Origin of the sequence: Streptococcus mitis, from assembly GCF_002096815.1 — a bacterium.
Classification (GTDB): domain Bacteria; phylum Bacillota; class Bacilli; order Lactobacillales; family Streptococcaceae; genus Streptococcus; species Streptococcus mitis_AD.
Genome location: NZ_NCVJ01000020.1, coordinates 16,499 through 38,328, shown reverse-complemented (window position 1 = coordinate 38,328; position 21,830 = coordinate 16,499). Strand labels below are relative to the sequence as shown.

The following is a 21,830-nucleotide window of genomic DNA, read 5'->3' as shown; positions in this document are numbered from 1 at the left end:
AAAGCTACTAAGATTTTAAGAAAAATAAGCAACAACCAAGTACGATAATAACAAGAATGGTCAGCGTATCCTTTCTAGTCCATTTCAGTTGTCGGTATTGACTTCTGCATTTTCCCCCCTGATAACCACGCGCTTCCATAGCGATAGCCAAGGAATCTGCACGTTTTAAACTTGTCGCAAAAAGAGGAATCAAAATGGGAATCATAGCCTTCACCTTTTGAACAATGCTTCCTTCACCAAAATCCACTCCACGCGCTTTCTGTGCGTTCATAATCCGCGTCGTATCATCCATTAAGGTCGGAACAAAACGCAAACTCATAGATAGCATCAATCCAATTTCATGAACTGGAACTTTCACACGCTTTAAAGGTGCTAATAAAGCTTCGACAGCTGATGCCAAACTTAAGGGCATGGTAGTTAAGGTTAACAAAGTTGAAAAGAAAATAATCAATACGAAGCGACAAAAAATAATCCCAGCTTGTTGCAAAGCATAATCCGTGATTCTCACAAACGAAAACTCAAATAAAACATTCCCATTAGAAATGAAAAACAGTTGAAAAATAGTTGTGAAGGCAATCAAGAAAAACATAGACTTCAAGCCCTGAATAAAAAATGAAAGAGATACTCCTGACAAGGCAATAAAGATCCCTGTCGCTATAAAAAGAATCAGATTCGTCAAGGGATTATTAGCCCAAAAAACGATCAAAATCAGTAGCATCATAGCCAGTAATTTGCTACGTGGATCCAATCGGTGAACTATCGAATCCCCTGGGATATAACGCCCCAAAATCATACTATCCATTTAGCGACTCCTTGAACTCCTCTATCTTAATCGGTAATCGTTTAAATGACACGCCTCTATCAGCCAATCGTTTACAAAAAGCTGTAATTTTAGGTACTCCCAACTGAACTTCTTCCATAAAAACAACATCTTGAAAGACATCACTCGGTTTACCAAACTTAACTAAACGTCCCTTTTCCATCACATATACCTGGTTCGCATATTCAGCAACATCATCCATCAAATGTGTTACTAAGACAATGGTCATCCCTGACTGGTGGAGTTTTTTGAACAAATTCATCAGCTCTTTTCTTCCCAGGGGATCTAGGCCTGCTGTGGGTTCATCTAAGACTAATATGGCTGGTTCCATGGCAAGTATGCCTGCAATGGCCACACGTCTCATTTGTCCACCTGATAGCTCAAACGGACTACGATTAAAAAGTGATTCATCAATTCCAACCAAAGCCAGTTTCTCATGCGCAATCTGCTCCGCATCTTCTTCAGAAACTCCAAAATTTTGCGGTCCAAAAGCAACATCCTTCAAAACCGTTTCTTCAAAGATCTGATTTTCAGCAAACTGAAATACCAAGCCAACCTGTTTTCTAATTTGACGAATGTCTTTATTTTTAGAAGTCGATGTGATTAAGGTATCAAAAACCCGCACACTCCCTTGGCTTGGCACCAATAAACCATTTAAAAGTTGTAAAATAGTTGATTTGCCGCTACCTGTGTGCCCAATTAAAGCCGTATAAGAACCATCTTCAATCGTCAAGGAAACATCCGACAAAGCTGTTGAAGCTAAGGGAGTCCCTTCTTGATACGTAAAACTCACATTTTCTAGAGCAATTCCCATAGTTTATCCTCTAGCTCACTTTCTGTCAAATAATTTTCAGGCAAATCATAGCCATTCTGGCTCAAAGAATGTTTTAATTGATTGGAAAAAGGATCGTCTAATCCAATTTGATCTAAATCATTTCGAGAGAAAAGTTCTCTTGGGCTACTAGTTGATTCAATTTCCCCTTTTTTCAGGACCAATACACGGTCACTCATGGCGACTTCTTCCAAATCATGTGTAATGGAAATGACCGTCATATCATAGTCTTTTCGAATTTCTTTTACTGTCTCAATCAGTTCTCTACGCCCCTCAGGATCCAACATACTCGTTGCCTCGTCTAGGATTAAAATAGCTGGTCTTAGGGCTACAACACCTGCAATAGCCACACGTTGCTTTTGGCCACCTGATAGACGCGCTGGCTCTCTCTTTTTAAAGTCCAACATGCCAACCAAATCCAGAGCTTCTTCCACTCTCTTTTTCATTTCTTGACGAGAAAGTCCCTGATTTTCCAAACCAAAGGCAACATCATCCTCAACAGTCGCTCCAACAAATTGATTGTCTGGATTTTGAAAAACCATACCGATTTGACGACGTATATTCCAAACATTTTCCTCAGTCAATCGTTGACCATCAATTACAATCTCTCCAGATTCTGCTTCCAGTAAACCATCAATTAAGCGAACCGTCGTTGATTTACCACTACCATTATGCCCTACAATCGAAAGCCATTCTCCACGTTTCACGTGAAACGTAATATCCTTCACATCATAGTATTCCTGACTTTCCTTATAGCGAAAAGAAAGATTTTTTACATCAATTATTGATTTCATTTCGAACCAAATGTCCCTTTAAATACATAGGCACTACCCTTGAAATAATCATAGCCAGAGTAGATAGTGAAAAACAAGGCTACATAAAGTAGAACTTGACCAAGCAAAGTCCAATGTAATAGCAAGAAAATAATCGCAAACATCTGACTAAAAGTTTTAATTTTTCCAGGCATTGCTGCTGCTAAAACTGTTCCACCAGTTTCAACCAATAAAAGCCTTAAACCTGTCACAGCCAACTCACGACAAATAATCACTGCAACAATCCAAGCTGGAGCCATACCTAACTCAATCAGCATAATAAAAGCCGACATTACTAGTAACTTATCCGCCATTGGATCCGCAAACTTCCCAAAGTTGCTAACCACACTCCATTTACGAGCTAAATATCCATCTAAATAGTCGGTAATACTGGCAATAGCAAATATAATAGCTGCTACTATATGACTTTCTAGCGAATTTCCTATCGTTAAAATAAAGATAAAAATAGGTATAAAGAGAATTCGACCTATTGTTAAGAGATTGGGAATTTGTTCTTTTTTCATTCTTTTTTCCTTAATTTCTAGTAAAGGTTACAGTGATTTGTCCAGTTTGAGCTGTTAATTTCGATAAATCAACAGTCTGATCATCTACTGTTAAAGCAACACCTTTGACAACACCTAAAGTAATGGTCACAGGATTTTTTGTTGAAACTGTTGTTTCTGCACTTTTATTATCCGGTGATAAGGTCACACCACCCTCAAGCTCACTTTCTGAAACACTAACCCAACTTCTAGCATCTGAAACCGATAATTGCAATTTTGCGGTTTCCTTACTTGTTTTATAAGCGATTTCTACATAATTTCCTTCACCTGATACACTTATAACTGGTTCAATATTCGAAGAGCTACTTGATGAACCACTACTTGAAGATGGAGTTGCAGAACTAGTCGAGCTTGTTGCTTGGACTACACTATAACTAGACGCAGATGAACGCTCCGGTTGAGTCTGAATATAATTCCAAACATAATAAGTCACAAAAATGACAATCGATAGTGCAAAGAGTATAAAATAAAATAAAGGTAAAAATGATGTCTTATTTTTCTTACTTGAACGTCTCCTACCTGTCAACTCCACTTCATCAACATCTACTTCCTCATAAGTAATCATGCTCCCAGAATCATAAGCATCCAAGACAATTCGCTCATCTAGCTCAACTGCCCACGCATACTTTCTCAAAAAAGAACGAGTATAAAATGGACTAGGAAGTTGATCAAAATCATCAGCTTCCATCGCTTCCAACATATCCAACTGAATTTCTGTTTTTTTGTGTAATTCTTCTAAAGTCAACCCTTGGTTGGTTCTAGCTAAACGTAAAACCTCACCAATTGTTTTTTTCCTCATACTTGTCATTCCTTCTTTCTAGTATCGATTATGATAGGTTACTACGATGGGAATATTGTAAAATCAACTATATCACCATCATCTATTAAATGATGTCCAGCATCAAGGACATCCTCTAAAGTAATTTCCTGTAAAATTTTCGGCAAATCAAAAATTGTCTCACCATTTTCAAAAGCATCATATTGCGTTGCAATAAATTCAAGAGAGTTCATGCTACTGAAAAATTCTCCAAACATCTCTCTTTTGATAATGTCTAAATGATCCTCTGTAATATCTATATCCTTTGTGAAATTACGAATAGCCTTTTTAAACTGATGAGATAAAGCAACTGGCTCTTTTGTATCCATTGTCAACATAACAAAATGAAAACGACTTGTTACTTCAACTTCCAGAGATAAGGACGCATCAATTTTACCTGATTCATATAATTTCTGAAAACGATCCGAAGTCCAACCAAACATCATTGCAAACAATAATTTTAATAAAATATGATATCGATAGCAATCCGCTTCAGCAACTTCTTGCTTACCTCTAATACCAATCGCTAGTTTGGGAGAAGACACTTCCATTCTCATACTGTCTGTTTGCTTTACATCTTGTAAAACAAGCTTTTCTCTTACTACTTCCTGAACATCTAAATCTTTCAGTTCTTTGCTTTCAAAATAGTCCTGTACTCGTTCCACATCAAAATTACCAACGAAAAACAGAGACATGTTTACAGGTTTGTAAAATCTTGTAAAATTTTCTTGCAAATTAGTTAGATTGATTTGGGAAATTGACTCCTCACTTCCAACTATATCAGTTGCTAAAGGTGTACCAGGATACAAATTCGCTAAAGTTGAAAAGAATAAACACGAATCTGGATCATCTTGATACATTTCTCGTTCTTGCTGTATAATATCCTGCTCCCTTAAAATAGAATCTTCAGTAAATTGTGCTGATGTTACCAATTCATCAAGTAAGTCCAAATTTTCTAAAAAATGATCCGTTGCTGAAAAGAGATAGTTTGTTTTTGTAAAGCTTGTAAAGGCATTACTATCTGCACCTAGACTCGTAAAAGCCGACATCAAATCGCTAGCATCTTCTCTCTCAAATAATTTATGTTCAAGAAAATGAGCAATTCCCGCAGGATATTCTTTTACATATCCGTCAACTTCTGTTACAAGCGTATCTATCGAACCAAACTGTACAGTTACACTCCCGTAAACCTCTTTAAATTCCTTTTTAGGCAAAAGAGCAACTGTCAATCCGTTGGACAAACGAGTTCGATAAACCATTTCTTTTACAGCTGGATAGTACTTTTCTTCAAAAACAACCTTTGTCATTCTATTCCTTCCATAAAGTAAATTGCTTGTAATTTCACATTACTAGCTGCTCTACAAATAGCATCTTTGTCAACTTGCTCAAGTTTTGCAATCCAACCTTTAAATTCTGCTGAAGATTTTCCAAGTAAGGCATTTTGATAAGCACGTTCAATCAATGAAGATTGATTATCTTGAGAAAGCAACAAAGACCGACGAATCATTTTCTTGGTCTGCTCTAGCTCAAGCTCTGTAAAATAACCTTTTTTTAAATCAAGCAGTTGATTATTCATCATTTTACGAGCCTGGTTCCGATTTTCTCGATCAATACCAGCATATATCCTCAAGAATCCACTAAATAAATCGAGCTGACTTGAAATAGTATAAGCCAATCCAGCATTTTCACGGACATTTGTAAATAGTTTAGAGTGAGCAAATCCACCAAGTAAACCATTCATTACAATCATGGGTAAATGTTGCTCATCACCATATTCAGAAGGGCAATGATAACCTAATTCCAAAATGGATTGTCCCACATTTTTCCGAACCATACCTTCTTGTAGGATATTGGAATAAGGTTGACAATACTGAACCTTCACATCTCCTTTTCGACCTTTAAAGTTAAATGATTCTAATACATTTTGAATTTCAACCTCATTAAAATCACCTAGGAAAAAGAAATCTATTCGATCATTGGCCAAAAATTCTTGGAAACAAGAATAAGAACTTTGTGGAGTTTCAGCTAAAATACGATTTCGTAAATCACTATATTCCAATTTGAGACGTTCATCATAAAAAAACAATTTATCTAATTCTTTATGTGCGAAATAAAAAGAATCATCCATATCAGCTGCTAAACTTGCTAGCAATTGTTTTTTCTCAATTTCAAATAAGGCCGGATCAAACCCATTATCAACTACTATGGGTGAGAAAAGAGTCTCTTTTACTAGTTCCAAAACCTGAGAAGTTAGCACATTTTTCCTACTTAAAAACTCATCACGAACATAGGTAAATGTCAATTCTACAATATGACTTTGCCCTCTTCTGAAACAATTGGTTGACATATCTGTACCGTATAGACTGGCCAAATGTCTTCTCAAATCTTGAGAAGTGGGATACATCTGATTAGCAGTCTCTAGCATACTCGCACTCAACATGCGACCTGCAATCGTATCGAGGGATAATGGAGCGGCAAAACGCACGGCGATTTTGTTCGTTTTAAACTTTTTTGATTGGATAAAATGTGTTGAAATTCCATGCACTAACTCCATGATTTACCTCCTTATATACAGACTTCTATTATATCACGAAAAACTGAAATTTTCTTGTTCGCTGTAACACTTTTGAAATAAAAATCGCTTACATTATTCCTTGTTTCTCTCACTATTTTTAGGAAAATATGGTATAATACCAAAGATTGAGGTGAATTATGGAATACAAATTATTTGAAGAATTTATTACCCTCCAAGCACTACTCAAAGAACTTGGAATTACACATAGCGGAGGAGCTATCAAATCATTTCTCTCTGAACATTCTGTTTACTTTAATGGAGAATTAGAGAGTCGTCGTGGTAAAAAACTTCGTATTGGCGATAAAGTTGACATCCCTGACATGAATATTGACATCTTGTTGACACAACCTACTTTTGAAGAACAAGAGGAGTATCAGGCTGATAAAGTTGAAAAAAAACGAATCGCTAAACTCGTCAATGAGATGAATAAGGGAGTAAAGAAAGACAACTCTAAACCTACTTCATCACCAAAAAGCAAACAAGCTCCACGATTCCCTGGTAGATAATCATGTGGCTACAACACCTATCTCTCAAAACTTTTCGTAACTACAAAGAGACGAAAATAGACTTTAATCCTAAATTAAATGTCTTTTTAGGACGCAATGCACAAGGTAAAACAAATATGTTAGAGGCTATCTATTTTTTAGCCTTAACACGCAGTCATCGAACTCGAACTGATAAAAATCTCATTCATTTTGATGAGGAACAGCTTCATCTTTCAGGTCTTGTTCAGAAAAAAACTGGATCCATTCCTCTCGAAATCGAACTAACACAAAAAGGCCGTGTGACAAAAGTGAATCATTTAAAACAGGCACGCCTTTCAGATTATGTCGGACACATGAATGTTGTCTTATTTGCTCCTGAAGATTTACAACTAATTAAAGGAGCACCTTCGGTTCGACGAAAATTCATTGATATGGAGCTTGGGCAAATTAAGCCAATCTATTTATCTGATTTAACTAATTATAACCACATCCTTAAACAAAGAAATACCTATCTAAAATCAGCTCCAACAATAGATGAAACCTTCCTTTCAGTACTAGATGATCAGCTAGTCGATTATGGATGTCGTGTGATGAATCACCGCTTAGATTTCATAAAAAAACTAGAATCATTTGGGCGTAAGAAACATTTTGAACTCTCTAATCAGATTGAAGAGTTGTCAATAGCCTATCAATCTTCTGTCAAGATAGCTGACAAAGAAAACTTATCAGAATCTTTCAAAATTGCTTTAGAAAAAAGTAGGTCCAGAGATTTATTTAAAAAGAATACTGGTGTTGGTCCTCATCGAGATGATATTTCTTTTTATATAAATGGGATGGATGCTAGCTTTGGAAGTCAAGGTCAACATCGTAGTCTCGTCCTTTCTATAAAATTAGCAGAAATCGAATTAATGGAAAGTATTACTACAGAGTCTCCAATATTACTACTTGACGATGTTATGAGCGAACTTGACAACACTAGACAACTAAAATTATTAGAAACGATTTCTCATTCAATCCAAACCTTTATTACAACAACCAGCTTAGATCATCTTCAGAATCTACCAGAAAATCTAAGTATTTTCGCTATTCAGGGTGGTAAAGTTTCTGTAAACAAAAATTGACAGCATTGTAAAAGAACTCCTGTTTTCACTGGAGTTCTTTTCATTGTTTTTACATAGAATAATTTGGTGCCTCATTAGTAATTTGTACATCATGAGGATGGCTTTCTTTCAAACCAGCACCAGACATTTCAATAAATTGAGCGTTATCGTGTAGTTCTTTAAGGTTAGCTGCACCACAGTAACCCATACCAGAGCGAATACCACCAATCATTTGGAAGACAATATCAGCTGCCGCTCCTTTATAAGCAACACGACCTTCAATTCCTTCTGGAACGAGTTTGTTTGCTTCATTGACAGAACCTTGGAAGTAACGATCGCTTGAGCCTTTCTTCATAGCAGCGATTGAACCCATACCACGGTAAGTCTTGAATTTACGTCCTTGGAAGATTTCGGTTTCTCCTGGAGCTTCATCAGTTCCAGCAAACATAGATCCAAGCATAACAGCATTTCCACCAGCCGCAAGAGCTTTTACAATATCTCCAGAATACTTGATTCCACCGTCAGCAATGATCGTTTTACCATATTCACGCGCAACAGCTGCAGCATCATAGATAGCTGTTACTTGTGGAACACCAACACCTGCAATCACACGAGTAGTACAGATAGAACCTGGTCCAATACCAACCTTGACAACATCTACACCTGCTTCATAAAGGGCACGTGCACCCTCAGCTGTTGCAATATTTCCAGCAATCAAAGTACGATCTGGGAAGTGAGCACGAATCTCAGCAATTTTACGCAAGACACCTGCAGAATGACCATGTGCAGTATCAATAACAATCGCATCTGCTCCTGCTTCAAAAAGAGCCTCTGCACGTTCAAATGTATCTGAAGTAACACCTACTGCACCTGCAACTAGTAGACGACCAAACTCATCTTTAGCGGCATTTGGAAACTCAATAACTTTTTCAATATCTTTGATGGTAATCAAACCAGAAAGACGACCTTCTTCATCTACCAACGGAAGTTTTTCAATACGGTGTTCTTGAAGAATGCTCTCAGCTGTTGCAAGATCTGTACCCACAGGAGCAGTAATAAGATTTTCACTGGTCATATGATTTGAGATTGGTTGGTTATAATCTGAAATAAAACGAAGATCTCGGTTTGTCAAAATACCAACCAATTTACGATTTTCAAGTGTTTCAACAACTGGAACACCACTGATGCGGTAACGACCCATAAGCTCATCTGCTTCAGCAATTGTATGTTCAGGTGTCAAGAAGAACGGATCAATAATAACTCCATTTTCAGAACGTTTTACCTTGCGAACCTCGTCTGCTTGTTGAGCAATTGACATGTTTTTATGGATAACTCCGAGACCACCTGCACGAGCAATAGCAATGGCCATTTGACTCTCTGTAACTGTGTCCATGGCAGCGGTAATAATTGGGATATTTAAAGTCAAATTATCTGCCAATTTAGTTGTTAAATCTGCATCGTTAGGCAACACATGACTTTCAGCTGGAATAAGCAATACATCATCAAAGGTAAAACCTTTTTTCAAAAATTTAGTGTCCCAATTAGACATTCGAAGTTTCCTCTTTTCTTTCTTTTTGAGCTTGACTCTTTTTATATTGTATCTATCATACCATTCTATAAAAATTTGTCAAATGTTACAGGGGTAAATAAAAAACTATCTTTTCTTCGAGATAGAAATGATAGTTTCTTGTAAAATAAACTTAGTTAAAGTAATGAAGTCCCATTGCTCCTTTAACCTCAGATAGGGTTTGACCTGCAACTTCACGCGCTCTTTCACTACCTTTTTGAAGCATATTATAAACTTCTCCCATATCCTTAGCAAATTCGATACGGCGCTCACGAATAGGACCCAGTTCACGTTCTAATATTTCAAGTAGATAACGCTTAGTCTTCACATCACCAAGACCACCTCGTTGATAATGTTCTTTCATGTCAGCAATTTCTTGAGCATCTTCTGGACGACCAAAAACATCTAGATAATGGAAAACCATATTTCCTTCAATTTTACCTGGATCCTCAACGCGGATATGATCTGGATCTGTATACATACTCATTACTTTTTTACGCAAAGTATCCGCATCATCAGCTAAATAAATACCATTATTGAGGGATTTAGACATTTTAGCATTTCCATCTAAACCAGGCAAACGCCCTGCTCTCTCATTTTCTGGATAAATACCTTCCGGTTCTACCAAAACATCACAGTTATATGCATTGTTAAAAGAACGAACAATTTCACGAGTTTGCTCAATCATTGGTTTCTGATCTGTCCCAACAGGAACATAATTAGCCTTGAAAGCTGTGATGTCAGCTGCTTGAGCTATTGGATAGACCAAGAATCCTGTCGGAATGCTTTGTCCAAATCCTTTCTGAGCAATTTCTGTCTTGACAGTTGGATTACGCTCCAAACGTGCCAATGAAACTAGATTCATATAATACATAGACAACTCAGCCAACTCTGGAATTTGACTTTGAATAAAGATTGTCGATTTACTTGGATTCAATCCAACTGCAAGATAATCCAAAGCAACATTTCCGATAGACTCTACAATTGTTTGAGGGTCTTTAGCATGATCTGTCAAAGCTTGTTGGTCAGCCAAGAACACAAACATATCATACTTATCCTCTTCCTGTAATAAAACTCTATTTTTGAGACTTCCAACATAATGTCCAATATGCAATTTTCCTGTTGGACGGTCTCCTGTTAAAATAATGGGTTTAATCATTTTATTCTCCTTCGATATAGTCCCTTCAATTATAGCATTTTTTTAATGAAATAACCGTAATTTATCAAAATAAATCAGTCTTGCTATTTACGGATTCGTGTAAAGTATACTGTAAATATAATTTACACAAAATTGACAGATAAAAATTTGAATATTTCCGTATTTTCTAGTAGAATAAATATATTACACATATAGGAGAAAAACATTGCTTACAGTATCTGATGTTTCACTACGTTTTAGTGATCGCAAACTTTTTGATGATGTCAATATCAAATTTACAGAAGGAAATACTTACGGATTAATCGGTGCTAATGGTGCCGGAAAATCAACCTTTTTAAAAATTTTAGCTGGAGATATAGAACCTACTACTGGTCACATCTCTCTTGGTCCAGATGAACGTCTCTCTGTTCTTCGTCAAAATCACTTTGACTATGAAGATGAACGTGCCATTGATGTTGTTATCATGGGAAATGAAAAACTTTATAGCATCATGAAAGAGAAAGATGCCATCTACATGAAGGAAGATTTCTCAGATGAGGATGGAGTGCGTGCTGCCGAACTTGAAGGAGAGTTTGCCGAGCTTGGAGGATGGGAAGCAGAAAGTGAAGCCTCTCAACTCCTTCAAAACCTAAATATCCCAGAAGAATTGCACTATCAAAATATGAGCGAATTGGCCAACGGTGAAAAAGTAAAGGTTCTCCTCGCCAAAGCACTTTTTGGTAAACCAGATGTTCTTCTTTTGGACGAGCCGACCAATGGTTTGGATATTCAATCAATTACATGGCTAGAAGACTTCTTGATTGATTTTGATAACACCGTTATCGTAGTATCCCACGACCGTCACTTCTTAAACAAAGTATGTACTCACATGGCCGACCTTGACTTCGGAAAAATCAAACTCTATGTCGGAAACTATGATTTCTGGAAAGAATCTTCTGAACTCGCTGCTAAATTGCTAGCAGACCGTAATGCCAAAGCAGAAGAAAAAATTAAACAATTGCAAGAGTTCGTTGCTCGTTTCTCTGCTAATGCTTCTAAATCAAGACAAGCAACATCACGTAAGAAAATGCTTGATAAGATTGAGCTAGAAGAGATTGTGCCATCTAGTCGTAAATATCCATTTATCAACTTTAAGGCAGAACGTGAAATTGGTAATGACCTCTTGACAGTAGAAAATCTAACTGTAAAGATTGACGGTGAAACTATCCTAGACAATATTAGTTTCATCTTGCGTCCAGGTGATAAGACAGCGCTTATTGGACAGAATGACATCCAAACGACTGCATTAATTCGTGCAATCATGGGAGACATTGACTATGAAGGAACTGTCAAGTGGGGAGTAACTACTAGCCGTTCTTACTTGCCAAAAGATAACTCGGCAGATTTTGCAGGAGGAGAGTCAATCCTTGACTGGTTGCGTCAATTCGCAAGTAAAGAAGAAGATGACAATACTTTCCTACGTGGCTTCCTCGGCCGTATGCTCTTCTCTGGAGATGAGGTTAACAAACCTGTAAATGTCTTGTCAGGGGGAGAAAAAGTTCGTGTCATGCTTTCAAAACTCATGCTCTTAAAATCAAATGTCCTTGTACTTGATGATCCAACCAATCACTTGGACTTGGAATCTATCTCAAGCTTGAACGATGGATTAAAAAACTTTAAAGAATCAATCATCTTTGCTAGCCATGACCACGAGTTTATTCAAACTCTAGCTAACCATATCATTGTCTTGTCTAAAAATGGCGTCATTGACCGTATCGATGAAACCTATGATGAATTCCTAGAAAATGCAGAAGTACAAGCAAAAGTTAAAGAACTTTGGAAAGACTAAATAAAACTTCAAAACTCAGTTGGGTTAACCAGCTGAGTTTTCTAACATTTTATGAGGTAACATGAAATTATTTTTTAAAACATATTGGACCTATTTTGTTTCTTTCATCATTCCCGTAATCATTATGATAGGAGTATATCTATCTCAAGGTATCTACTGGAATAGCGATACATCTCCACTATTAGGAGATGGGTTTCATCAATACGTTATTTTTGATGTAGCTTTACGAAATATCCTACATGGAAATGGTAGTCTGTTTTACACCTTTACAAGTGGCCTCGGATTAAATTTCTATGCCCTATCTAGTTATTACTTGGGAAGTTTCCTTTCACCACTAGTTTACTTTTTTGATCTAACTAATATGCCAGATGCTGTCTATCTGACAACTCTCTTAAAATTTGGATTGATTGGACTGTCAACTTACTTTAGTTTAAATAAATTATTTAAATCGATTCCTAAGCCTTTAAAACTAGCTTTATCTACTTCCTATGCTCTGATGAGTTTCACTGTCAGTCAATTAGAGATAAAAACCTGGCTAGATGTTTTTATCTTGATTCCTTTAATTATAACTGGTTTACAGCTACTTATCACTGAAAAGAAATTCCTATTGTACTTTACAAGTCTGTCAATCTTATTTATCCAAAATTATTATTTTGGCTATATGACAGCACTGTTTCTTATTTTCTGGTATCTCTGTCAAATTTCTTGGGATTTTAAAACACGAAAATCATCTTTTCTTGATTTCATAGTCATCTCCTTTTTATCTGGTATGGCTAGTTTGATTGTGACTCTTCCCACTCTATTTGATTTACAGACACATGGGGAAAAGTTGACTGAAGTTACAAAGTTTCAAACTGAAAGTAGCTGGTATCTTGATCTCTTTGCTAAGCAATTCATTGGTTCCTTTGATACAACAAAGTATGGGGCTATCCCAATGATTTTTATTGGACTGCTTCCCTTTATTTTGACCATTTTATTTTTTACACTTAAATCCATTAAGTTTCACGTGAAACTGATCTATGCAATTTTCTTTGCATTTCTAATTGTAAGCTTTTATATAGAAGCTCTTGATTTATTTTGGCAAGGTATGCATACTCCAAATATGTTTTTACATCGCTATGCTTGGATTTTCTCTACCCTGTTAATTTATACAGCAGCAGAGGTCTTAAATCGTCTGAAAGAAATTAAAATCTGGAATTTTTTAGTTTCGCTTTTTTTTGTGGTAGCAGGATTTTTAGCTACCATCTATCTAAAATCGCATTATTCTTTTTTAACAGATTTGAATATTCTGCTTACTCTTGAATTTTTGGTTGTCTATTCTCTTTTACTCCTTGCAGTTATCAAAAAATTTATCTCTGTAAATCTATTTGCCATTCTAATCTCTTTATTTATAATGGTTGAAATGAGTTTAAATGCTTCATCTCAAATAGACGGAATTGCTAAAGAATGGGGTTTTGCTTCTCGAAGTGCTTATAATCGAGATATACCAGCTATGAAATCTTTCTCAACATATATTGGGAACCAATTTTCTCGTACTGAGAAACTAGAGACTCAGACAGGAAATGACAGTATGAAATTCAACTACAATGGAATCTCTCAATTTTCATCTGTTCGAAATCGTTCAGCAAGCTCTACTTTGGATAAACTTGGGTTTAAATCCTCTGGGACTAATCTCAATCTCCGCTATGCAAATAATAGTATTTTGGCTGATAGTTTATTTGGTATCCAGTACAATATCTCAGACAGTCCTATTGATAAGTATGGTTTTAAAGATATCTATCAAAAAGATAATCTTACCCTATATGAAAATCAATACTTTCTTCCGATTGCCTTTGCTAGTCAATCTGTTTACAATGATGTCAAGTTCACTGAACACACTCTAGATAATCAGGCCTCGTTTTTAAATCAACTTGCTGACGTCAATTTTGATTATTTTTCTCCAATCCCTTATGACAAAACAGAAAATACTAATGATTTGATTAGTGTCACAAGTTCTTCAAATGAGGATGCAGCAATCCAGTATCAAATTGAAGTGCCAGAAAATAGCCAAGTTTATCTTTCTTTCACAAACATTCACTTTTCTAATGACAAACAAAAAAAGGTTGACATCCTTGTAAATGGAGAAAAGAAAACTTTTACAACTGATAATGTCTTCTCCTTCTTTAATCTAGGCTATACAAAAGAGAAAAAAACTTTCAATATCAATGTTAGTTTCCCTGGAAATTCACAAGTATCATTTGAATCTCCTACCTTCTATCGTTTAGATACCAAAACATTCACCGAGGCAATTCAAAAAATTAAAGAACAACCTGTCACAGTATCAACTTCTAAAAACAAGGTCTTTGCTACATATGATGTTAAGCAAGATACGTCCATTTTCTTCACCATTCCTTATGATAAAGGCTGGTCTGCCTACCAAGATGGTAAGAAAATAGAAATTAAACAAGCTCAAACTGGTTTTATGAAAGTTGACGTTCCTAAGGGAAAAGGAACTATTACACTTTCCTTTATTCCCAATGGTTTTATTACTGGAGCAATTTGTTCCTTTACTTCTCTCTTACTATTTGGAACCTATAATCACAGACGAAAGTCATCTAAAGCATAAAAAATCGACCAGTTGGTCGATTTTTTTAATCTTCTTCCATTTTCTTAGGTCGATAGGCTAGCATACCTAAACCAGTAAATAGGGCTAATATCACAGCAAGGAAAATGACTTGATGATGAATATTTCCTGTCATAGAGATTGTTTGTCGTAATCCCGAAACTGAATAACTCATTGGTAACCAGGGATTAATAGCTCTAAAGAAATCATTTGTCAAAGCAAGCGGGTAAGTACCTGCACTTGATGCTAACTGTAATAAAAGCAAAATAAGAGAAAAGAAAGCTCCTATACGGCTATTCCATGTTGTTAAAGCGGTCACCATGGACATGAATACTAAACTTGTTAGGATAATGAGAATAAATGTTCTCATCTCATGATTAGCCGTTAGACCAATAAGATGAACTCCTCCATATACCAAAATTCCTGCCAAAACAGCTATAATACCATTTATTTCTGCTCGAGATTTCAACCAAGCCCAACGACTCTCTGGATGACGTCCTGAAGGCAACTTCGCAAAGATCATATTCGTTGATATTGCTGCAACAAAGAGAGCAACTGATATCATATAAGGAGCCATTGCAATTCCATTTACAGGAACTTGATCATTGTCTGTTTTTGAAAGATTGAGTGGATTTGACAAAATCTCTGCATTTTTAGATTCCGTTGATGCTGATTTAAGTTGATCTCTAGCATTACTTAATCCTTGTCCCAAAGAAGCAACTCCTATCTGTAAACCTTCCAATCCAGAAGTTAACTTTGTTCCACCTTCTGCAAGTTTACCAGATCCATCTGCCAATTTATTAGCTCCATTCTCTAATTGAGAAGCACCTGAAAGTAACTGACTGGATTTGTCTGCTAATTGACCAGATCCTGATTGTAATTTATCAACTCCTGCCATTAATTCTTGACTCTTTTGATTCAATTGGTTAGAGCCAGTTGATAATTTTTCAATACCAGACACTAATTCTGGAGTTTTTTCAACTAATTGACCAACTCCTGCTGTCAAGTTAGAAGATTTTTGTGTCAAGGTAGTTGAGCCTGAAACTAGTTGATCCAGACTACCTGTCAAGGTGGAATTCTTTTCACTTAGTTGACTTGCGCCTTGAGAAACTTTATCAACACCTGCAGTATATGCATTTACACCCGATGTAATCGACTGACTGGCAGGAACTAATTTGCTAGCAACAGCTCCTTGTATCTCTGTTAATCCACTTGACAATCCTGTCAAAGAAGTAGAAGCAATAGGTAATACTTGATTAGCTTGATTTTTTAAAGTCGAAAGATTTGAAGATTGATTTTGTAAGTTTTCTAAACTTCCCTGTAAACCTTGTACTGAAGCTATAATTGACTGAGCCGATTGAATACTATCAGTCGAATTTTGAGATACAGAAGCACTTATCTCAGCTTGTTGCTCACTTGTCAATGATTGATAAGCTGCTGTTGATTGAATATTGGCTAATGTAGTTGATTTTTCAGACTGAGCACTTGCTAACATTTGATTAGAAAGAGATACTATACTTGATAAAACAGAATCTAATTGTTTTGTATCTCCAACATCAATATTTTGAATAGCTTGATTTAACTGATTTAGACCAGAAGATAATTGATTAATTTGATCTTTTTGCTCAGACGAAGCATCTAACTTGCTAGAAAGTTGTTGAATTCCTTCACTTAATTGCTCCACACCCATTCGAAGTGTAGCTGATTGACTAGATAACTGATTCGCACCTGTTGCAAGATTTCCCACTCCATTTGTATAGGCACTAACACCAGATGAAAATTGGTTAAGACCAGTATTGAGCTGAGAAACACCGCCAGTATAGGCCGCTACACCAGTATATAATTGATTGATTCCTCCTACTAATTCAGGACTTTTAGAAGCTAATTGACCTAATCCGCTATCTAATTTACTCACTGCACCCGTATATGTAACCAAACCACTATTAAAAGTCCCTAAGCCAATATGAAGTTGTTCAACACCAGAAACATAAGCAGATAATCCTTTAGTAAACTGCTCCGTTCCATTTGAAAATGTTAAACTTGAATCTGCTAAAGAGTGTAGGTTAGTAGTCAATGTTTGACTTCCTGTCACTAACTGATTCGCTCCATCAGTTAATTTTTCACTACCAGAAGCTGCTTGACTCATACCATCTTTTAATTCGACCATCTTGTTAAATAAAGCTTTAGTATAGGTCTCAGTTACATTTGTAGACACATTCTGCTTTAATTGTGTCATCGCAGAATCACTCATCTTGCTGGCAATAAAACTATGACCACTTGAAGTCTGATAATCGATTTGCATTTGCTCTGGATGATCCGTTAAAATCGAAGCTGCTTTTTCAGATAAATCACTTGGTAAAGTCACTACCATATAGTAATCGCCATCTTCCAATCCCTTCTTACCTTCCTCTTCATCTACGAAATGAAAATCCAATGATTTATTTTGCTCTAAATTAGACACCATATCTTTTCCTATAGACATGCTATTACCATTATAAGAGGCCTCTTTATCATTATTGACAACTGCCACAGGTAAGTCAGACAATTGCCCATATGGATCCCACATTGATGACAAAAATATGATATTGTACAGAGCTGGAATAAGAGAAATCCCTATCATAACAATAATAAAGGTTGGTTTTTTAAAAATTGCTTTCCATTCTTTAAACATATCTTCTCCTTTTTTAAACATATTGTCTAAAATTTTGATATAATAGATTATACAATAAAAAATCTAAATTACAAGATAAAAAATCCATTTTTAGACAGATAGTCTAATTTGTTTACAAGGAGGAAATATGCAAGAAAGTAACAAACGCTTAAAAACAAAGCGAACTATTGAAAATGCTATGGTACAATTACTGATGGAACAGCCATTTGATCAAATTTCTACTGTCAAGTTAGCAGACAAAGCCGGAATTAGTCGTTCCAGCTTCTATACTCACTATAAGGATAAGTATGATATGATTGAGCACTATCAAAGCAAGCTATTTCATACATTTGAATATATTTTTCAAAAACATGCTCATCACAAAAGAGACGCTATTTTAGAAGTATTTGAATATCTAGAATCAGAACCACTTCTGGCTGCCCTTCTTTCTGAAAATGGGACTAAAGAAATCCAAAATTTCTTACGAAATAAACTTCATATCATGCTCAGTACAGATTTACAAAAGCGATTTATGCAACTGAATCTCAATACCACTGAATTAGAATATAGTAGCATCTATCTAACTCACGCACTTTTTGGTGTCTGCCAAACTTGGATTGCACATGGAAAAAAAGAAAGTCCTCAAGAAATAACAGACTTCCTTATGAAAATGCTTGGTGATACAAATTGATACAAAAAGAGGAACACAGTTGTGTTCCCTTTTATCTATACTCCGCCAGTAGGACTCGAACCTACGACATCATGATTAACAGTCATGCGCTACTACCAACTGAGCTATGGCGGATAAAATAGTCCGTACGGGATTCGAACCCGTGTTACCGCCGTGAAAAGGCGGTGTCTTAACCCCTTGACCAACGGACCTTCTATCTGTAGCAGATATAACCATTATATCAATTTCTTGCTAATTGTCAATTACTTTTGAGATTTTTTCTCTAGAATATCTTTTAATTTTCTAATTTTTAATCTTGAAATAGGACAACGATGGTCTTCATAGAAAACAATTTCTAGATTTTTTCGATCAATTTCTCTGATATTGCCTATATTTACCAAAAATGACTTATGAGGAGAATAAAATCTCTGAGTATGTTTGTCCTTTTCCTGAATATCTGTCATGGTACCGTAAAACTCTTTGGCAAAATTCTTACCAATAATGCGTAATTTATGAGAGACACCTGTCGTTTCAATATACAAAATATCATGGTAAGGAATTTTTAAATCATTTCCCTTGTAATTGTAGTCAAAATAATCTACAACATCTTCATTTTCAAGTAACATACTCTTTGTGTAAAAGATATTTTGCTCAATTCTCTTTTTAAACAACTCATCATTGATATCCTTATCAACAAAATCTAAGGCTGATACCTGGTATTTATAGGTTAGAGTCGCAAACTCTGATCGACTGGTGATAAAGACGATAATAGCGTAAGGATTGTGATGACGAATAAACTGAGCAACTTCAAACCCTTTTTTCTCAATTCCATGAATATCAATATCTAGAAAATAAAGCTGGTTTACTTCATCATTTTCGATATATTCCTTAAACTCACGAACTTTTCCCGTTGTCTTGTATGATATTGGAATATTCGATTCTTTCGAAATTTCATCCAATATTCTCTCTAGTCTCACTTGATGTTCAATAACATCTTCTAAAATTAAAACTTTCATTCAAATTCCCTCTTAAATCTAATGATTTGTCTAAATGTACTGCCTTCCATCTCTGTTTCTAAAATAATATTGTTGTACTTATCTAATAGTTCTTTTACATTATTTAATCCGACTCCACGATTTCTTCCCTTAGTAGAGAATCCTAATGAAAATAGATCTCCTGAAGGAGTCATCGTCATTTTACATGAATTTTGAATCACAATAACTGTTTCAGTTTCCATCTTAATAACTGCTACTTCCATTTGTTTTTTATAGCTATCGGCCGATCCTTCCACAGCATTGTTCAATAAAACACTCATGATACGAACCAAATCCAATAGTTCAATTGGAAGCTTGGTAATCGTATCTTTTACTTCCAGTGTAAACTCTACACCATTATTTCGAGCATATACAATTGACTGAGCAACCAAACTTCGTAAAGCTGAATCTTCTATGTTATTCAAATCAAAGTAAGTGTACTTATCTGAACGCAGTTTATGATTTGCTTTGACTAAAACTTTATTGTAAACTCTGTCAATTTCCTGTAAATCACCACTGTCAATTGCCATCTGCATGCTGACAAGCATCCCAGCATAATCATGTCGAAAACCACGAATTTCATTATACAGACCAACAATTTCATCTGTATAGTTTTGTAAATGTTTCTGTTCAAATTTCTTCTGCTTCAACGCAATTTCTTTCTCCATTTGTTCTTTATGAGAATTCATTGCAAAGAAGGTCAGAAGGAGAGATATAAAGACAATAGATGATAGAATACTTCCAAAACTATTCAAATGTTTAATCGTACTTACCATATCTGAAACGAAAGATACAATATGTAGCAATAGTAAAGCAAAAAATACTTTTTTCAAGAAAGGATAGAGGTAGTCTTTGTCAAAATAGGTTAGTTCCAAGTGGAAATAATGAATGATTTTTAAGATAATAAAATAGGTCAATACCGTTACAACGAAAAAGAATGGGTCATAATATTGTAAAACAAAATTGTCTCCTGTTAGAGAGGAGAAAGTTACGGACAGAAAGGTATGAGTGCTCTCATATAAAAGAGATAGTAGTAAACTTAGGAATAGTCCTCTATCCCTCTCATACTGTTTAATCCATCGAAAATAGGAATATAAACCCAAAGGAAATAAAAATGTTGCAATTCCTAACCCATCTAAATTTAGAAGATAAAAGGAAAGGCTAAGTACTATTTCTACTAGTAATGTATAAGCACCAAAAACGTATAGTTCCTTTTCTTTTATTTGACCTTTGCAAATTAAACTGTAACTGTGACTAATAATAAAAAAATATAATATAAAATCTACTACTAAGAAAAAATTCATTCTGACACTCCCTTATCTTCTTTTAAGAAAATTAATAAACATTTTATCTATTCTCCTCATCTCCCCACCTCGAATCTCCTGCAATTCTTTTTCCTTCAAGGCTACAAACTTTTCCAATTTAACTGTGTTTTTCATAATAAAATCTCCTAAAATGTTTTTTTCCTGTAAGCTAACTTACAAAAACCATTATACAAAATGGAATTTAATTTTAGATAAAATTCTCTCAACTGTCATTTTTTTCTCCCCAAGTGTACTTTTTTAAAAAAAAAGCCGGGAAAATTCCCAGCTTTGCTACTATATTGATCCCAGCAGGATTCGAACCTGCGACCGTTCGCTTAGAAGGCGAATGCTCTATCCAGCTGAGCTATGAGACCTAATACAGCTATTCTACCAAAAATTCAATTGAAAGTCAATTTTCTATTTATGATAGGGCGAGCCCTGCTGTATTGTAAAAGCTCGATAGATTTGTTCAACAAGGACTAGTCTCATTAACTGATGGGGCAAGGTTAAACGACCAAAACTAACAGAGAGATTGGATCTCTTTTTTACATCCTGTGCTAATCCCAGACTCCCTCCAATAATAAAAGTAAGAGTAGAAAATCCTTTTATAGAAGCTTCTTCTAAATGCTTACTAAATTCTTCTGAGGAGAAAGTTTTCCCTTCAATGGCTAACACAATAACAAAATCACGGTCACCAACTTTTGATAAAATTCTCTGACCTTCTATTTCTAAAATCTTTTGATTTTCTGATTCACTGGCCTTATCTGGTGTTTTTTCATCTGCTAGCTCTATCATTTCAAGCTTAGCAAATCGAGAAATTCGTTTTGAATACTCTGAGATACCATCTTTTAAATACTTTTCTTTCAGTTTCCCGACTGTTACAACTTTAATTTTCATGACTCTATTCTAACATATTCTCCATTTTTTCACATCTTATTCACAAAATAAAAGGTTAATTTTCACTAGAAAACCACAGATTTTTGAAAGTTATCCACAATCTGTGAAAAACTTT

General features: G+C 35.4%; 19 protein-coding genes and 3 tRNA genes. 5 read left to right on the top strand and 17 right to left on the bottom strand.

Annotation, left to right across the window (positions count from 1 at the left end):
* Positions 1-7: 7 nt before the first annotated feature.
* From B7696_RS05480 to yfmF, 7 genes are read right to left on the bottom strand one after another with little or no spacing between them, the layout of a single operon-like run.
* Positions 8-802 carry an energy-coupling factor transporter transmembrane component T family protein gene (locus tag B7696_RS05480; protein WP_084862621.1) on the bottom strand — a complete coding sequence of 265 codons (795 nt, stop codon included), beginning with the start codon at positions 800-802 and terminating at the stop codon, positions 8-10.
* Positions 795-1,634, bottom strand: coding sequence for an energy-coupling factor transporter ATPase (locus tag B7696_RS05475; RefSeq protein WP_084862619.1), 840 nt, complete (start codon positions 1,632-1,634; stop codon positions 795-797). Before B7696_RS05475 ends, B7696_RS05480 begins: the two co-directional genes overlap by 8 nt.
* The gene (locus B7696_RS05470; protein WP_061589681.1) at positions 1,619-2,446 is read right to left on the bottom strand and encodes an energy-coupling factor ABC transporter ATP-binding protein; all 828 of its coding nucleotides are present in this window, start codon (positions 2,444-2,446) and stop codon (positions 1,619-1,621) included. The genes B7696_RS05475 and B7696_RS05470 overlap by 16 nt, the downstream gene beginning before the upstream one ends.
* Complete coding sequence (pgsA, locus tag B7696_RS05465) at positions 2,443-2,988, bottom strand: CDP-diacylglycerol--glycerol-3-phosphate 3-phosphatidyltransferase (protein WP_061589682.1); 546 nt, start codon at positions 2,986-2,988, stop codon at positions 2,443-2,445. The genes B7696_RS05470 and pgsA overlap by 4 nt, the downstream gene beginning before the upstream one ends.
* 10 nt (positions 2,989-2,998) lie before the next feature.
* On the bottom strand, positions 2,999-3,826 hold the full coding sequence (rodZ, locus tag B7696_RS05460; protein ID WP_061589683.1) for a cytoskeleton protein RodZ: 828 nt from the start codon (positions 3,824-3,826) through the stop codon (positions 2,999-3,001).
* A gap of 41 nt (positions 3,827-3,867) precedes the next feature.
* A complete protein-coding gene (yfmH, locus tag B7696_RS05455; protein WP_084862618.1) occupies positions 3,868-5,151 on the bottom strand; it encodes an EF-P 5-aminopentanol modification-associated protein YfmH in 1,284 nt (427 codons plus the stop codon).
* Positions 5,148-6,398 (bottom strand): EF-P 5-aminopentanol modification-associated protein YfmF, encoded by a 1,251-nt coding sequence (gene yfmF / locus B7696_RS05450; RefSeq protein ID WP_049491113.1) that lies wholly within the window; start codon positions 6,396-6,398, stop codon positions 5,148-5,150. The genes yfmH and yfmF overlap by 4 nt, the downstream gene beginning before the upstream one ends.
* Before the next feature lie 158 nt (positions 6,399-6,556).
* Between yfmF and yaaA the strand changes: the two genes are divergently transcribed.
* A complete protein-coding gene (gene yaaA / locus B7696_RS05445) occupies positions 6,557-6,925 on the top strand; it encodes a S4 domain-containing protein YaaA (protein WP_049552681.1) in 369 nt (122 codons plus the stop codon).
* 2 nt (positions 6,926-6,927) lie between these two features.
* Entirely contained in the window at positions 6,928-8,025 is a 1,098-nt protein-coding gene (gene recF, locus B7696_RS05440) for a DNA replication/repair protein RecF (protein WP_084862616.1), read from the top strand.
* 49 nt (positions 8,026-8,074) lie between these two features.
* Here the strand turns inward: recF and guaB are convergent, their stop codons facing one another.
* Together guaB and trpS are read right to left on the bottom strand one after the other, a co-directional pair.
* The gene (gene guaB / locus B7696_RS05435; RefSeq protein WP_000073401.1) at positions 8,075-9,553 is read right to left on the bottom strand and encodes an IMP dehydrogenase; all 1,479 of its coding nucleotides are present in this window, start codon (positions 9,551-9,553) and stop codon (positions 8,075-8,077) included.
* 151 nt (positions 9,554-9,704) lie between these two features.
* Complete coding sequence (gene trpS / locus B7696_RS05430) at positions 9,705-10,730, bottom strand: tryptophan--tRNA ligase (RefSeq protein ID WP_049491108.1); 1,026 nt, start codon at positions 10,728-10,730, stop codon at positions 9,705-9,707.
* A 205-nt stretch (positions 10,731-10,935) separates the two neighbouring features.
* Here trpS and B7696_RS05425 point away from each other — a divergent pair, with 205 nt between their 5' ends.
* The gene (locus tag B7696_RS05425; RefSeq protein ID WP_000958774.1) at positions 10,936-12,558 is read left to right on the top strand and encodes an ATP-binding cassette domain-containing protein; all 1,623 of its coding nucleotides are present in this window, start codon (positions 10,936-10,938) and stop codon (positions 12,556-12,558) included.
* Positions 12,559-12,619: 61 nt separating this feature from the next.
* On the top strand, positions 12,620-15,163 hold the full coding sequence (locus tag B7696_RS05420) for a YfhO family protein (RefSeq protein ID WP_049552683.1): 2,544 nt from the start codon (positions 12,620-12,622) through the stop codon (positions 15,161-15,163).
* 25 nt (positions 15,164-15,188) lie between these two features.
* Here the strand turns inward: B7696_RS05420 and B7696_RS05415 are convergent, their stop codons facing one another.
* Positions 15,189-17,831, bottom strand: a complete 2,643-nt coding sequence (locus tag B7696_RS05415; protein ID WP_084862614.1) for a YhgE/Pip domain-containing protein — start codon at positions 17,829-17,831, stop codon at positions 15,189-15,191.
* 127 nt (positions 17,832-17,958) lie between these two features.
* Between B7696_RS05415 and B7696_RS05410 the strand changes: the two genes are divergently transcribed.
* On the top strand, positions 17,959-18,501 hold the full coding sequence (locus B7696_RS05410; RefSeq protein WP_084862612.1) for a TetR/AcrR family transcriptional regulator: 543 nt from the start codon (positions 17,959-17,961) through the stop codon (positions 18,499-18,501).
* A 40-nt stretch (positions 18,502-18,541) separates the two neighbouring features.
* Here the strand turns inward: B7696_RS05410 and B7696_RS05405 are convergent.
* From B7696_RS05405 to rlmH, 7 genes are all read right to left on the bottom strand, one after another.
* Positions 18,542-18,615 (bottom strand) — tRNA-Asn (locus tag B7696_RS05405).
* Between the two features lie 5 nt (positions 18,616-18,620).
* Positions 18,621-18,692: transfer RNA gene (locus B7696_RS05400), tRNA-Glu, on the bottom strand.
* Positions 18,693-18,743: 51 nt separating this feature from the next.
* A complete protein-coding gene (comE, locus tag B7696_RS05395; RefSeq protein ID WP_000866073.1) occupies positions 18,744-19,496 on the bottom strand; it encodes a competence system response regulator transcription factor ComE in 753 nt (250 codons plus the stop codon).
* Complete coding sequence (gene comD / locus B7696_RS05390; protein WP_084862609.1) at positions 19,493-20,818, bottom strand: competence system sensor histidine kinase ComD; 1,326 nt, start codon at positions 20,816-20,818, stop codon at positions 19,493-19,495. Before comD ends, comE begins: the two co-directional genes overlap by 4 nt.
* Before the next feature lie 12 nt (positions 20,819-20,830).
* Complete coding sequence (comC, locus tag B7696_RS05385) at positions 20,831-20,953, bottom strand: competence-stimulating peptide ComC (RefSeq protein WP_084862607.1); 123 nt, start codon at positions 20,951-20,953, stop codon at positions 20,831-20,833.
* A 165-nt stretch (positions 20,954-21,118) separates the two neighbouring features.
* Positions 21,119-21,192, bottom strand: a tRNA-Arg gene (locus tag B7696_RS05380).
* A 43-nt stretch (positions 21,193-21,235) separates the two neighbouring features.
* Complete coding sequence (gene rlmH, locus B7696_RS05375; RefSeq protein ID WP_084862605.1) at positions 21,236-21,715, bottom strand: 23S rRNA (pseudouridine(1915)-N(3))-methyltransferase RlmH; 480 nt, start codon at positions 21,713-21,715, stop codon at positions 21,236-21,238.
* Positions 21,716-21,830: the final 115 nt, after the last annotated feature.